A 13,993-nucleotide genomic window follows, 5' to 3' on the forward strand; every position below is an offset into this window, starting at 1 on the left:
GCGTCGGATGTCCAGCGGACGAGGAGTGGTGATGAGCGGAGCGGACGAACCCGCCAAGCTGGCCCGCCAGATGCGGGACAAAGCCCAGCAGCTGAGCGAGGCCTCCGAGAAGGCGAAGGATCCCGAGGAGCGGCAGCGCCTCGCGGAGAAGGCCCGCAAGATGCGCGACCGCAGCGAGCAGCAGTCCGGACTGAGCAGCGGGGACATCTACCCGCAGCTGTAGTACGAGCGCCCAGGCCCGCCGTCGAAGCGGTGCCGCCCCCGCACGGGGCCGGCACCGCTTCCGGTGCGCGGCTCTGACGGTGGTGTCCGGCAGATCACGGCCGGGACCGGCCTCGACCGGCCGGACACCACCTCCAGGGCGAGGGCGCGCAGAGCCGCGTGAGTGACCGTGCCGCGTTCGGCGGTCAGGGTAACGATCCGCTGGCCGGGGCCGTCGGCGCAGGTGAGGAACGACCGGTCGAGGGTGAGCTCCCCCGCGACCGGATGGTGCAGGATCTTCGTACCGGTGCCCTGGCAGGCGAGGTGACGGGCGCCCCACCACCGGCGGGAGAGTCGGTCGTCATCGCGGGCGCCACCCACGGCGACCTGTACGACAGGGACACCTGCGTCGCTCCCGCCGTTGCCCGGCTCACCGGCTTCTTCGGCGAGCATCCGGCCGGGTAGCGGGGGAGCCCGGAGGAGGGGCGGCGGTCCGTCGCTTCCCCGGAGGCCCTCAGCCTCGCAATTCGGCGAGGTGGGCGCGCATTTCGTCGGCGGCGCGGGTGAACCAGTCCGCCAGCACCGCGGTCTCCTCGGGCGAGTAGTCGGCGAAAAGGGCCGTCAGCCGCCGATAGAAGGGTTCGTACACCGCGACCACCCGGCCCGCCGCGGACTCGTCGGCGACGATCCGTACCCGTCGGCGGTCGCCGGGATCGGGCTGTCGGCGGGCGAAGCCCGCGCGCTCCAGACGGTTGAGCACGCCGGTGATGGCGCCGGTCGTGAGGTCGGCGCGCTCGGCGAGGTCTCCCGCGGTCAGCGCGTCGGGGCCCGCACCGAGGATGTGCCCGAGGCAGGTCAGATCCGTGACGTTGAGCCCCAGCGACTGGGCGATGCCGCTCTGGCCCACGAGACTCAGCGCGACGAACTGGTCCATGCGCTGAAGTGCCTGCTCGGCCGAGGCATCGGGGCGGGTCTTGCCCTCCACGAGCATTCTCCTTAGCATCTAAGTAACTTAGCTCGTGAGATGAAATATCTCCCCGGAGCCTGCCGCTGTCATTTTCCTGGACGGAGAGAGCGTTGAGCGCACACGGTGACGTCGACCTCGGCCACACCCTGGCGGGATGGGCCGGTACGGCCCTCGCGATCGTCGGCGTCACGGGTGCCGGAGTCGCCGTCTGTGCCGCTTCCCCGTTGGGCGTGCTGCTGGCCGGAGTGCTGACCGCGGCGGCAGGTGTCGTCACCTGGCTGCTGCATCTGGCGGGCTGGGGCAAGCCCGGCGGCCCCCGGCCCCCGGAGGAGTGGAGCTGGCGGGTGCGGGACACCCCGGCCCGGGCGGGGCACCCGGACTGCCTCGGATGCCGGATGGCCGGACGGGGGGCGGCCCGGACCGGGGAAGGCTCCGCACCGACGGGCGACGCTCTGACCTGCTGAGACGGGCCGAGGCGCGTGGATCCCGGGGCGCCCCCCGCCGTCCCGCCGATAATTCCCGGCACCGGACCGGACCCGGCTGTTATCGTGGACGGCACGTGATCAGCGATGTGATCACCGATGAAGGAGAGCAGCCGTGAAGGGTGACGACGACATCTCCGGGTGAAACCCGAAGGTGAACGGCCACCGGCAGGCGCACGTCCGCGCCGCTGTGATGGCTCCCGTTGTCGTACCCCACCCTGTTCGCCGCCGGGCGGCCCGCTGTCGACGCGCGCCCGCATCACGTCGCAAGGACGTTTTCATGTCCGCACCGTTCCTCACCTGCTCCGACCTCACCTTCGCCTGGCCCGACGGCACCCCCGTCTTCCAGGACCTCTCCTTCACCGTCGGCGCCGGCCGCACCGGACTCGTCGCGCCCAACGGCGCGGGCAAGAGCACCCTGCTGAAGCTGATCGCAGGCGAGTACCGGCCGGTCCGGGGCTCGGTCTCGGTGAACGGAGTGCTCGGCCACCTCCCGCAGGACCTGCCTCTCACCGGCGGCCTCACCGTGGCCGAGGTGCTCGGCGTCGCCCCGGTGATCCGCGCCCTCGACGCCATCGAGTCCGGCGACACGAGCGAGGAACTCTTCGCCGTGATCGGCGACGACTGGGACATCGAGGAGCGCACGCGGGCGCAACTCGACCGCCTCGGCCTCGAAGACATCACGCTGACCCAGCCCCTGGACACCCTCAGCGGTGGCCGGATCGTCTCGCTCGGGATCGCGGGGCAACTCCTGCGACGCCCCGACGTGCTTCTCCTGGACGAACCGAGCAACAACCTGGACCTCGACGCGCGCCAGAAGCTCTACACCGTGATCGAGGAGTGGAACGGCTGCCTCCTCCTGGTCAGCCACGATCGCGAACTGCTCGACCGGATGGATCGCATCGCCGAACTCGACCGGGGCGAAGTCCACTTCTACGGAGGGAACTTCACGTCCTACGAAGAGATGGTGCGCGCCGAGCAGGAGGTCGCCGAGAAGAACGTCCGCAGCGCCGAGCAGGAGGTGAAGCGGGAGAAGCGGGAGATGCAGCAAGCCCGGGAGCGCGCCCAGCGCCGCTCCAGCAATGCCGCCCGGAACATCAAGAGCGCCGGGCTGCCCAAGATCGTGGCGGGAGGACTGAAGCGCAGCGCCCAGGTGTCGGCGGCCAAGGCGGACGGCATGCACGCCACCCGTGTCGGGGACGCCCGGGCCCGGCTCGACGAGGCGGGCCGTGCCCTCCGCGACGACCAGCGGATCACCCTGGAACTCCCCAAGACCCGCGTACCCGCCGGACGGACCGTCTTCCTCGGCGAGGACGTCCGGGTCCGCCGGGGCGACCGGGCGCTGTTCGCCGGTGACGGCTTGCACCTGGAGATCCGCGGCCCCGAGCGGATCGCGCTCACCGGTTCCAACGGGGCGGGGAAGTCGACTCTGTTGCGGATCGTCCAGGGCGAGCTGGCGCCGGAGGGCGGCACCCTGCGGCGGGCCGACGGCCGCATCGCGTACCTCTCCCAGCGCCTCGACCTGCTCGACCCCGCCCGCACCGTCGCCGAGAACTTCGCTGCCTTCGCACCCGCGCTCCCGGAGGCCGAGCGGATGAATCTGCTGGCCCGCTTCCTCTTCAGAGGGTCGCGCGCGCATCTGCCGGTCCCCGCGCTCTCCGGCGGCGAGCGGCTGCGGGCCACCCTCGCCTGCGTCCTGTACGCCGAACCGGCGCCGCAACTCCTGCTGCTGGACGAACCCACCAACAACCTCGACCTGGTCGGCATCGGCCAACTGGAGAGCGCGCTCAACGCCTACCAGGGGGCCTTCGTGGTCGTCAGCCACGACGAACGCTTCCTCGCGGAGATCGGGGTGAACCGTCGGCTGCGCCTGGCCGACGGACGGCTCACGGATGCGGACGCGCCCGGCCCGCACTGACCGCTCGGTGTTCACCCCGGCATGCCCGGGGTCTCTCGTCCGGGTCCGGCTGGGCTCGCGCGCCCCGGTGCCGCACCTCGCGGTGTTGTCGTCGGTCGCCGACGCTCCGCGTCGACTCCCTCCTCCGCCTTGCGAGGCACACCACCGGAGCCCGCTCTCCGGTCCAGCCCGACCCGGACGAAAGACCCGGGGGTCTCTCGTCCGGGTCCGGCTGGGCTCGAATGCCCCGGTGCCGCACCTCGCGGTGTTGTCGTCGGTCGCCGACGCTCCGCGTCGACTCCCTCCTCCGCCTTGCGAGGCACACCACCGGAGCCCGCTCTCCGGTCCAGCCCGACCCGGACGAAAGACCCGGGGGTCTCTCGTCCGGGTCCGGCTGGGCTCGAATGCCCCGGTGCCGCACCTCGCGGCGTTGTCGTCGGTCGCCGACGCTCCGCGTCGACTCCCTCCTCCGCCTTGCGAGGCACACCCCACCACCCCACCACCCCACCACCCCACCCCGCTCCCTCGGCCGGCCCGATCCGGACGAGAGGCCCGAGGCCCCGCCCTGCGGGCCCCGCGACCGCACGAACAGGTGATCCCATGAGCCGACCCGCCCTGCTCGCCCACGACCTCGTCGTCACGCTCGGACGGCGCCGGGTACTCGACGGCGTCTCCCTCACCGCCGCCCCCGGCCGCCGCATCGGCCTGATCGGGGAGAACGGCGCCGGAAAATCCACCCTGCTCAGAGTGCTCGCCGGGTTGGCCGAGCCCGACTCCGGCACCGTCGTCCGCCCCGCCGGCCTCGGTCACCTCCACCAGGAGATGCCGTACGAGGGCGGAACGACCCTGACCGAGGTGCTCGACGACGCCCTCGCCGAGTCCCGCGCGGACCTCGCCCGACTCGACCTGCTCTCCCGGGAGATCGCCGCCGCACCGGAGGACACCCCCGGCCACGCCGACCTCCTCGCCCGGTACGCGCACTGCCTGGAACAGGCCGAGGAGCACGAGGCGTGGGACGCCGACCGGCGCGCCGGGCTCGTCCTCGACGGCCTCGGTCTCGGGGCCCTGGCCCACCACCGCACCCTCGGCTCCCTGTCGGGCGGCCAGCGGGGACGACTCGCCCTGGCGGCGCTGCTGATCCGCCGGCCCACCGCGCTCCTCCTCGACGAGCCCACCAACCACCTGGACGACGAGGCCGCCGCGTTCCTGGAGCGACGGCTGTGCGAGATGCCCGGGGCCGTCGTGGTGGCAGGGCACGACAGGGCGTTCCTCGACGCCGTCTGCACGGACCTGATCGACCTCGACCCAGCCGTCCGGGGGCCGGTCCACTACGGCGGCGGCTACACCGCGTACCAGGACCAGCGGCGTGCCGCCCGGGAGAGCTGGCAGCGCCGCTTCGAGGAGGAGGCGAAGGAACTCGCCGAGCTGCGCGGCGCGGTGGAGATCACTGCGCACCGGGTCGCCCCGGACCGGGGACCGCGCGACAACGAGAAGATGGGGTACGGCCACTCCGGGGGCCGCGTCCAGAACCAGATCGCCCGGCGGGTGCGCAACGCCGCCCGCAGACTCGGCGAACTGGAACGGCAGCGGGTGCCCGCACCGCCCGAGCCGCTGCGCTTCCGTACCCCCGAGCAGCCGGCCGCCGAACCCGCCGTCGCGGTCGCGGACGACGTCCCACTGCTCTCCCTCCGGGACGTCCTGGTGCCCGGCCGCCTCGCCCTCGACCGCCTGGATCTCCGTTCCGGCCACCGCCTGCTGGTCACCGGCCCGAACGGCGCGGGCAAGTCGACTCTCCTCGCGGTACTGGCGGGCGGACTCGTGCCCTCTGCCGGCCGGGTGCGGCGCCGGGAGGGGCTGCGGACCGGACTGCTGGCCCAGGACACGGTGTTCGAACACCCCGGCCGTACCGTCGCCGAGACCTACGCCCTCGGGCTCGGCGAGGAACGGTCCGAACGTGTCCCGCTCGCGGCCCTGGGGCTCTTCGCCGCGCGGGATCTCGACAGCAGGGTCGGCGAGCTGTCGGCCGGTCAGCGCCGCCGGCTCGCCCTCGCCCTGCTCGTCGCGGATCCGCCGGACCTGCTGCTGCTCGACGAGCCGACCAACCATCTCTCGCCCCGGCTCGCCGACGAGTTGGAGGAAGCGCTGGGCACCGGCCCAGGGACCGTCGTGGTCGCCAGCCACGACCGGTGGCTGAGGTCGCGGTGGGCCGGTACGGAACTGTGCCTGCGGACCCCGGCGGGGGAGCGGGCGTGAGGAACGTCGCGTTCGCCCGCGACGGAAACCGGACGCCAGTGCGGGAGGGAAGGGTGGTCATCGGGTACAAATCGTGGTGATCGTCCGCCCTCGGCCCGGCCACCGCCCGGCCCGAGGGCGGACGATCACCACCGACGAACGAGGAGAACCGATGGTGCACGCACGGGCCGGCGAACCGGCAGCTTCCGACGATCTGATCGACGTGGCAAAGCTGGTGACGGCCTATTACGCTCTTCACCCCGATCCGGCCGAGCCCGGCCAGCGGGTGGCCTTCGGCACGTCCGGGCACCGCGGCTCCGCGCTCGCGACCGCGTTCAACGAGGACCACATCGCCGCCACCACCCAGGCGATCTGCGAGTACCGCAGCCGGCAGGGCACGGACGGACCGCTGTTCCTCGGCGTGGACACCCACGCGCTGTCGGAGCCCGCCCGGGTCACCGCCCTGGAGGTGCTCGCCGCCAACGGCGCCACCGTCCTCATCGACTCCGAGGACGGCTACACCCCGACCCCGGCGGTCTCGCACGCGATCCTGACGTACAACCGGGGCCGGACGGACGGCCTGGCGGACGGGATCGTCGTCACCCCGTCGCACAACCCGCCCGCCGACGGCGGGTTCAAGTACAACCCGCCGAACGGCGGACCGGCCGGCTCGGACGCCACCTCCTGGATCCAGGACCGCGCCAACGAGCTCATCGCGGGCGGGCTGAAGGAGGTGCGCCGCGTTCCGTACGCCCGCGCGCTGGCCGCAGGGACGACCGGGCGCCACGACTTCCTCGGCGGGTACGTCGACGACCTGCCGTCCGTACTGAACCTGGACGCGATCCGTGACGCGGGCATCCGGATCGGTGCCGACCCGCTGGGCGGCGCGTCCGTCGGCTACTGGGGCCGCATCGCGGAGACCCACCGCATCGACCTCACGGTGGTCAACCCGCTCGCCGACCCCACCTGGCGCTTCATGACGCTGGACTGGGACGGCAAGATCCGGATGGACTGCTCGTCGCCGTACGCCATGGCCTCGCTCATCGCCCAGCGCGACGCGTACGCCATCTCCACCGGCAACGACGCCGACGCCGACCGGCACGGCATCGTCACCCCGGACGGCGGGCTGATGAACCCGAACCACTATCTGGCCGTCGCCATCCAGTACCTCTACACCCACCGCGACGGCTGGCCCGCGGAGACGGGCATCGGCAAGACGCTGGTCTCCTCCTCCATGATCGACCGGGTCGCCGCCGACCTCGGCCGTCCGCTGGTGGAGGTGCCGGTCGGCTTCAAGTGGTTCGTGGACGGCCTCTTCGACGGCAGCCTCGGCTTCGGCGGGGAGGAGTCCGCCGGGGCCTCGTTCCTGCGGCGCGACGGCCAGGTGTGGACCACCGACAAGGACGGCATCCTGCTCGCCCTGCTGGCCTCCGAGATCACCGCCGTCACCGGCTCCACCCCGTCGCAGCACTACGCGGAACTCACCACCCGCTTCGGCAACCCCGCCTACGCGCGCGTCGACGCCCCCGCCACCCGGCAGGAGAAGGCGGTCCTGGCCAAGCTCTCGCCCGAGCAGGTCACGGCCGACACCCTCGCGGGCGAGGCCATCACCGCCGTCCTCACCGAGGCGCCGGGCAACGGCGCGGCGATCGGCGGGCTCAAGGTCTGCACCGACAGCGCCTGGTTCGCCGCCCGCCCCTCCGGCACGGAGGACGTGTACAAGGTGTACGCGGAGAGCTTCCAGGGCCCCGACCACCTGAGCCTGGTCCAGGACGAGGCCCGCGCCCTCGTCTCGACGGTGCTGGGCGCCGCGGGCTGAAGCCCGCACGAACGGCCCGCACGCACCGACGGGCGCTCGGGGCGCGGGGCATGCGGGTGGAGAATCCCGCATGCTCCCGTGCGGCGCCCGGGCGGCGGACCGGATGTCACGCGCGCGGCCCCGCGAAGGGACCGCCCGACGCGAAGGCGAGCGCCGCGAACCGCTCGCCCATGAGGCGGTGGGTCGCGGCGTCCGGATGGAGCTGATCGGGCAGCGGCAGCCCGTCCACGTCGGCGGAGCCGTAGAGCGCCCGGCCGTCGAGGTGGTGCAGGTGCGGGTCGTCGGCGGACCGCTGCTCGACGATCCGGGCCAGCTCCTCCCGTACGACGTTGAGCGTCAGCTTCCCCGCCGCGGTCTCAGCGGCGTTCCCCATGGCGACGAACCTCAACCGGCCGGTGCTCAGCTGGGAGAGGTCCGGCGCGCTCGGGCCCGGGGTGTCCTCGTGGATCGGGCAGAGGATCGGCGAGATCAGCAGGAGCGGGGTCGTGGGGTGGCCCTCGCGGATCGTGTCGAGGAACCCGTGGACGGCCGGGGTGAAGGCGCGCAGTCGCATCGCGTCGGTGTTGACCAGATTGATGCCGATCTTGAGGCTGATCAGGTCGGCGGGGGTGTCCCGCAGGGCGCGCGCGGTGAAGGGGTCGAGCAGGGCACTGCCCGCCAGCCCCAGATTGGTCAGCTCCGCACCGCCGAGGCGCGCGGCGAGAGCCGGCCAGATGGCGCTGGGACTCGCGGCGTCGGAACCGTGGCTGATCGAGCTCCCGTGGTGCAGCCACACCGGCCGCCCCCGGTCCGGCGCCGGCTCGACGGGGGCGTCGGTGCGCAGGGCGATCAGTTCGGTGGTCTCGTTGTGCGGCAGCCAGATCTCGATGTCCTTGTCGCCCTCGGGCAGGTCGTCGAACCGGATCGTGGCGACCGGCCCCGGCCGGTGCTCGGCCGATCCCGTGACCATGTCGACGATCACGGTGTTGCCGGTGGACGCGGTGGCCCGGCCCGCCGGGCGGCCGTCGACGAGCAGGTCGTACACCCCGTCCGGACGCGGCGGCGCACCCGCGTAGGCCCGCTTGGTGGGCAGGGTGTCCAGCTCCAGGGAGGTGGCCGCGGTGCGGAAGGCCAGCCGGACTCCGGAGGGCTGGGACTCGGCCCAGGCCAGCTGGGGGTCGGCGTACTGGGCGCGGGCCCACCCGGGCAGCCGGTGCGGGAGGACGCCGTGCTCGGTCTGCTCCAGATCGAGGGCGCCGCGCAGGAGTGCGGCGGTGAGGGGCGTCGTGACCCAGCGGTGCGAGATGCTCGGTGGAGTGCTCATGGATGTCAGCCTGTCGGTCGGTGGATGCGAGGCGGCGGGTGGTGGACGGCGGGTACCGAACGTGGCTCAGGGGGCGGCCCAGTTGCGCAGGAGTACGTCGAGCCGGTCCAGGGTCCAGTCCCAGCTCTCCTGCGAGTCGGGGGCGGAGTGACTGAAACCGCCGGTCGACTCCAGGTCGACGTATCCGTGGAACACACTGCCCAGCAGGCGGACGGCGTGCGTCTGGTCCGGTTCCGTCAGGTCGTAGCCCCGCAGGATGGCCCGCGTCATCCGCGCGTGCCGGGGCCCCGCGCTCGCGGCTGCCGTCTCCGGGGCGAGCCTGAGCCGTGCCGCCGCATAGCGGCCGGGGTGTTCGCGGGCGTAGTCGCGGTAGGCGTTGCCGAAGGCTGCCAGCGCGTCCCGCCCGGCGCGCCCCGCCAGGGCTGCGGCGACCCGGTCGGCCATCTCTTCCAGCGCGAGCAGCGCGATCCGCGTCCTCAGCTCCTGGGAGTTCTTCAGGTGTGAGTAGAGGCTCGCGACCTTGACGTCGAACTGCCGGGCGAGCGCCGAAAGGGTCACCTGGTCAAAGCCTGCGGTGTCGGCCAGCTCCGCCCCCGCCCGGACCAGTCGCTCCGTGGTGAGTCCCGCGCGCGCCATGACCTGCCCTCTCTCTGCCATAACAACATAACCGTTTGCCTATAGGTTTTAGGTAAATTAGCATGTCGTTCATGAATCCGCTGACTGAGCAAGAGATCCGTGCCGCGTTCGTGAACTGCAGCAAGGGCGAGGCGAAGCGTCTGGCGGTTCCGCGCGACCTGGCGGACCGCGCGTGGGCCGATCTGGACTTCCTCGGCTGGCGCGACCCCCAGGCGCCCGACCGGGCCTACCTCGTCACGGAGTCGGAGGGCCGCGCCAGGGCCATCGTGCTGCGCTGCCCCGGCGCGGTGCCCGGCCGACAGCGGCGGAGCATGTGCTCGATGTGCCTGACCACCCACACGGGCAACGTCTCCTTGATGGTCGCGCCGAAGGCGGGCAAGGCTGGGCAGCAGGGCAACTCCGTGGGTGCCTACCTCTGCAGCGACCTCTCCTGCTCCCTGTACGTCCGGGGCAAGAAGGACGCGGGCCCCGGCGCCCGGCTGAGCGAGTCGCTCACCTTGGAGGAGAAGATCGCGCGGACCACGGCGAACCTCGCCGCGTTCCTCGCCCATGTGACGGCGTGACGGGCGCGGCGGCCGCGACAGCCGTGCCGGTGGTGACGTCCGGGCGGGCCCTTCACGCCTGCCGGGCGACCCGGCGGGCCCACAGCACCAGGGGCACCTGGAGAGGGACGCGCGCGTAGGCGACGGCGCGCTGCGGAGCCGGGCGGTGGCGCCAGTCGGCCGCCATCTTCACGTTCCCCGGCAGTACGCCCACGAAGAAGGCGGCGGCCCCGAGAGCGGCGGCACGACGGGTACGCGGGGCGAGAACGCCCGCCGCGAGGGCGAGTTCGACGCCGGCGCTCGCGTACGTCCAGGTGCGGGGACTTCCCGGCAGGGCGCTCGGGACGAGCGAGTCGAAGGGGCGGGGCACCGCGAGATGCAGCGCTCCCGCGCCGGCCAGCAGACCGGCCAGGGCGACGGCGGAACGGTGGGTCATGGGCGGTGCCTCCTGCGGGGGAGTGGTTTCCCGGAGAGCCGGTCCTCAAGGATGTCATCGCTGTCCGGCTTCGACGGGAACGGGCGGCGAAGGGTGTTCGGATTCACTTGCCCCGGCCGGACGTGGCGATGCGGGTCGGGCGGACGGCGTCCCGGCCGGCACGTTCTGCCGCGCACGGAATCATGCCGACGCCGCGCAGCAGTGGCGGACCGGGCCTCAGTGGTGCCACGCCTCGCCTCCGACGTTGTGGATCATCCGCTGCAGTACCTTGAGGGTGACCAGGTACTCCTCATCGGTAATGCCGTCGTGGGCCTGCGTGCGCATCGCCGTCTGGCGGTGGGCGCACTGGCGAAACACCGCGTCTCCCGCGCAGGTCGGCCGAAGACGGTCCTCACCGTCGACCGTGAGCAGGCCCCGGACGAGGAGGGCGTCGATCTCGTCCGCGAGCGAGGCTCCCACGTCCAAGTAGCCTCGCAGGAGTTCCGTGACCTCCGCCCGGGTCCGGCCGTTCTCGTCGGTGGCGACCTGGTTCATGACCCACCACTGGGGCTGGGTGACACCGAACTCCGCAAGCCCCGCGCGGATGTTCGTGACGACCGCTTTGTGAGCTGCCCAGCTCCAGTAACCGATGGGCTGTTCGGCCAGCTCGGCGTCGTTGTGCGAGTACTCCATCGTTCTGCCCTCACCATCCGATCAACACGACAGGTGAGACGAACGTAAGACCTCGACCGAACATGAGGTCAAGTCGCCGCGTGGGTGCGGAGGCGGCATGCCCGCGCTCCAGCCGGCCCGGCGGCAGCCCCGAGACGAGTCCGTCGAGCGGGCGCGCACCGGGCGCTGTTCAGGCGCCGGGGACCGTCTGGTGCACCTGGCGGAGGAAGGCCGCGTTGTCGGGCGTCCGACGGACCTTGTCCAGTACGGCTTCGAGCGCGGCCCGGCTGTCCCGGCCCTGCAGGGCGCGCCGCAGCCCGCGTACCGCCGTCAACTCCGGCTCGGAGAGAAGAAGTTCCTCGCGTCGCGTGCCGGAGGGGGCGATGTCCACCGCCGGGAAGATGCGGCGGTCGGCGAGCGCGCGGTCCAGGCGGAGCTCCATGTTGCCGGTGCCCTTGAGCTCTTCGAAGAAGAAGTCGTCCGCGCGCGAACCGGTCTCCACCAGCGCCGTCGCCAGGATGGTCAGCGAGCCGCCCTCCTCGGTCAGCCGCGCCGCGCCGAAGAGCTTCTTGGGACCCTGGAGCGCCGCCGCGTCGACGCCGCCGCTCAGCGTGCGTCCGCCGGGGCCCGCGGCGTTGTTGTGGGCGCGGCAGAGCCGGGTGAGCGAGTCGAGGAGGATGACGACGTCCTGCCCCTGTTCCACGAGCCGCTTGCCCCGCTCCACGGCGAGGCCGGCCAGCGCGATGTGCTCCTTCGCCGGGCGGTCGAAGGTGGAGGCGAGCACGTCGCCCCGCACGGACCGGCGCATGTCCGTGACCTCCTCGGGGCGTTCGTCGAGCAGCACCACCATGAGATGGCATTCCGGGTGGTTCGTCGCGACGGCCGCCGCGAGCTGCTGGAGCAGCACCGTCTTGCCGGTCTTCGGCGGGGCGACGATCAGACCGCGCTGCCCCTTGCCGACCGGCGCGATCAGGTCCACGAGGCGTGGCGCGGGGCCGCCCGCGCGGGTCTCCAGGCGCAGCCTGTCCCGGGGGTGCAACGGCGTCAGCTCGTGGAAGTGGGGGCGGGAGCGAAGGGCCTGCGGGGGCAGCCCGTTGACGCGATCGACGACGGCGAGCGTGCCCGGCCGGTCGCACCCGCCGTTCACGAAGTCGCCCGTGCGCAGCCCGTACCGGCCGATCAGCGCGGCCGGCACGCGGACGTCGCCGGGCGCGGGGTGGCCGCTCGGCCCGCGCAGCAGCCCGTGGCCGCCCTGTGAGGTGTCGAGGACACCGGCAGCGGCGACGGGGGCGTGCTGGGCGGACACGGGGCGTTCGAGTGTGGTGGTCATGGGACATGTCCTTTCGAGGACGGAAGGGAGTGCGGGCCCGGTGCGGGCGGCTGGAGGCGGTACCTACACGCCTCGACGTGCATCGCGGACACCTGCGTCCCGACGGGCGGGGAGCGCGTCGCGGCGTGCGGCCCACGGATGTGGCGGACCGGATCGACGCGTGCGGAAAGCTGCGGGAGAAAAACTGCTGGGGAGGAGCTGAATCGCGGGTCGTGAATCGACAGGTGCGACAGCAGTGAAGGGAATCGGCACCGGTGTCCCGACGGGGACGTACACGAGTGCTTTTTCGGAGACTACCACGAGGGGTGGCCGGAGGGAACGGGGCCGCCCGCCCGCCGGGCGGGGCCGGACGTGAAACGTGGCAGGCGGGGCGTGGAGCGCGGGGCCCGGAAACGCCGGAGCCGTCGCCTGGGCACGTCATCCGCGCGCCGGCTCCGGAAGGCGCCACCGCAGGCCCGTCAGATCTTCGTCCGGAGCCCGACGGTCGCCGTCACCCGCCTCCGGAGCCGCCCCGGAACGCCGCGAGGATCTCCTCCGCGGCCAGAGTGGCCGTCAGAGCGCCCTCGCGGACGCGCCGTTCCAGCTCCGGCGCACGCGCCCGTACGTCCGGGTGGGAGCGCAGGCTCTCCAGCAGCTCGTCCCGGACCATGCTCCACGTCCAGTCCACCTGCTGCTCGCTGCGCTTCGCCGCCAGCCGCCCCGTCGAGTCCAACAGCGTGCGGTGCTGCTCCAGGCCCTCCCACACCGTGTCCAGGCCCGTCGCCTCACGGGCGCTGCAGGTGAGGACCGGAGGGGTCCACGCGGCGTCGGCGGGGTGCATCAGCCGCAGGGCGCCCGCCAGTTCCCGCGCGGCGGAGCGCGCCTCGCGCTCGTGCGGGCCGTCCGCCTTGTTCACCGTGATGACGTCCGCCAGCTCCAGGACCCCCTTCTTGATGCCCTGGAGCTGGTCACCCGTACGCGCCAGGGTGAGCAGCAGGAAGGTGTCGACCATGCGGGCCACCGCGGTCTCCGACTGGCCGACGCCGACCGTCTCCACCAGCACCACGTCGTAACCCGCCGCCTCCATCACCACCATGGATTCCCGGGTCGCCTTCGCCACCCCGCCCAGGGTGCCCGCCGAGGGGGACGGGCGGACGAACGCGTGCGGGTCCACCGCGAGGCGCTCCATCCGGGTCTTGTCGCCCAGGATGGAGCCGCCGGTGCGGGTGGACGAGGGGTCCACCGCGAGCACCGCGACCCGGTGCCCCAGCCCCGTCAGCAGGGTGCCGAGCGCGTCGATGAAGGTCGACTTGCCGACCCCGGGCACCCCGCTGATCCCGACCCGCCGGGCCCGGCCCGCGTGCGGCAGCAGCCTGCTCAGCAACTCCTGGGCCAGCACCCGGTGGTCGGGGCGGGAGGACTCGACGAGGGTGATCGCGCGCGCGACGAACGCGCGCCTCCCGTCGAGCACTCCCTTGGCGTAACTCTCGATGTCGATCGTCGGGGCCATCGGGTCAG

Annotated in this window: 14 protein-coding genes; 6 read left to right on the top strand and 8 right to left on the bottom strand. The window is 72.7% G+C overall.

What is annotated here, in order from left to right:
* Nucleotides 1–31: 31 nt before the first annotated feature.
* Nucleotides 32–223: a DUF6381 family protein gene (locus ACFZAX_RS10675; protein WP_390960679.1), complete on the top strand. Its 192-nt coding sequence runs from the start codon at nucleotides 32–34 to the stop codon at nucleotides 221–223.
* Here the strand turns inward: ACFZAX_RS10675 and ACFZAX_RS10680 are convergent.
* Nucleotides 208–654, bottom strand: coding sequence for a hypothetical protein (locus tag ACFZAX_RS10680; protein ID WP_390960680.1), 447 nt, complete (start codon nucleotides 652–654; stop codon nucleotides 208–210). The genes ACFZAX_RS10675 and ACFZAX_RS10680 overlap by 16 nt on opposite strands.
* Nucleotides 655–715: 61 nt before the next feature.
* On the bottom strand, nucleotides 716–1,186 hold the full coding sequence (locus ACFZAX_RS10685) for a MarR family transcriptional regulator (protein WP_390960681.1): 471 nt from the start codon (nucleotides 1,184–1,186) through the stop codon (nucleotides 716–718).
* Between the two features lie 92 nt (nucleotides 1,187–1,278).
* Between ACFZAX_RS10685 and ACFZAX_RS10690 the strand changes: the two genes are divergently transcribed.
* The 4 genes from ACFZAX_RS10690 (at nucleotide 1,279) to pgm (ending at nucleotide 7,598) form a co-directional block, all read left to right on the top strand.
* On the top strand, nucleotides 1,279–1,632 hold the full coding sequence (locus ACFZAX_RS10690; protein ID WP_390960683.1) for an HGxxPAAW family protein: 354 nt from the start codon (nucleotides 1,279–1,281) through the stop codon (nucleotides 1,630–1,632).
* 298 nt (nucleotides 1,633–1,930) lie between these two features.
* Entirely contained in the window at nucleotides 1,931–3,568 is a 1,638-nt protein-coding gene (locus ACFZAX_RS10695; protein WP_390960684.1) for an ATP-binding cassette domain-containing protein, read from the top strand.
* 579 nt (nucleotides 3,569–4,147) lie between these two features.
* Nucleotides 4,148–5,800 (top strand): ATP-binding cassette domain-containing protein, encoded by a 1,653-nt coding sequence (locus tag ACFZAX_RS10700; RefSeq protein WP_390960686.1) that lies wholly within the window; start codon nucleotides 4,148–4,150, stop codon nucleotides 5,798–5,800.
* Nucleotides 5,801–5,951: 151 nt separating this feature from the next.
* The gene (gene pgm / locus ACFZAX_RS10705) at nucleotides 5,952–7,598 is read left to right on the top strand and encodes a phosphoglucomutase (alpha-D-glucose-1,6-bisphosphate-dependent) (RefSeq protein ID WP_390960688.1); all 1,647 of its coding nucleotides are present in this window, start codon (nucleotides 5,952–5,954) and stop codon (nucleotides 7,596–7,598) included.
* A 106-nt stretch (nucleotides 7,599–7,704) separates the two neighbouring features.
* Here the strand turns inward: pgm and ACFZAX_RS10710 are convergent, their stop codons facing one another.
* Nucleotides 7,705–8,901: a GDSL-type esterase/lipase family protein gene (locus ACFZAX_RS10710; RefSeq protein WP_390960689.1), complete on the bottom strand. Its 1,197-nt coding sequence runs from the start codon at nucleotides 8,899–8,901 to the stop codon at nucleotides 7,705–7,707.
* A 66-nt stretch (nucleotides 8,902–8,967) separates the two neighbouring features.
* Complete coding sequence (locus tag ACFZAX_RS10715) at nucleotides 8,968–9,537, bottom strand: WHG domain-containing protein (RefSeq protein WP_390961003.1); 570 nt, start codon at nucleotides 9,535–9,537, stop codon at nucleotides 8,968–8,970.
* Between the two features lie 71 nt (nucleotides 9,538–9,608).
* Between ACFZAX_RS10715 and ACFZAX_RS10720 the strand changes: the two genes are divergently transcribed.
* Nucleotides 9,609–10,100, top strand: a complete 492-nt coding sequence (locus ACFZAX_RS10720) for an FBP domain-containing protein (protein WP_390960690.1) — start codon at nucleotides 9,609–9,611, stop codon at nucleotides 10,098–10,100.
* 52 nt (nucleotides 10,101–10,152) lie between these two features.
* On the opposite strand, the gene ACFZAX_RS10725 is transcribed toward ACFZAX_RS10720, so the two are convergent.
* From ACFZAX_RS10725 to meaB, 4 genes are all read right to left on the bottom strand, one after another.
* Nucleotides 10,153–10,515: a hypothetical protein gene (locus tag ACFZAX_RS10725; RefSeq protein ID WP_390960692.1), complete on the bottom strand. Its 363-nt coding sequence runs from the start codon at nucleotides 10,513–10,515 to the stop codon at nucleotides 10,153–10,155.
* 216 nt (nucleotides 10,516–10,731) lie between these two features.
* Nucleotides 10,732–11,187 carry a MarR family winged helix-turn-helix transcriptional regulator gene (locus ACFZAX_RS10730; protein WP_390960694.1) on the bottom strand — a complete coding sequence of 152 codons (456 nt, stop codon included), beginning with the start codon at nucleotides 11,185–11,187 and terminating at the stop codon, nucleotides 10,732–10,734.
* Between the two features lie 169 nt (nucleotides 11,188–11,356).
* Entirely contained in the window at nucleotides 11,357–12,496 is a 1,140-nt protein-coding gene (gene rho / locus ACFZAX_RS10735; protein ID WP_390960696.1) for a transcription termination factor Rho, read from the bottom strand.
* A 490-nt stretch (nucleotides 12,497–12,986) separates the two neighbouring features.
* Entirely contained in the window at nucleotides 12,987–13,985 is a 999-nt protein-coding gene (gene meaB / locus ACFZAX_RS10740) for a methylmalonyl Co-A mutase-associated GTPase MeaB (protein ID WP_390960698.1), read from the bottom strand.
* Nucleotides 13,986–13,993 lie beyond the last annotated feature (8 nt).

Origin of the sequence: Streptomyces sp. NPDC008125 (assembly GCF_042957125.1) — a bacterium.
Taxonomy (GTDB): Bacteria; Actinomycetota; Actinomycetes; order Streptomycetales; family Streptomycetaceae; genus Streptomyces.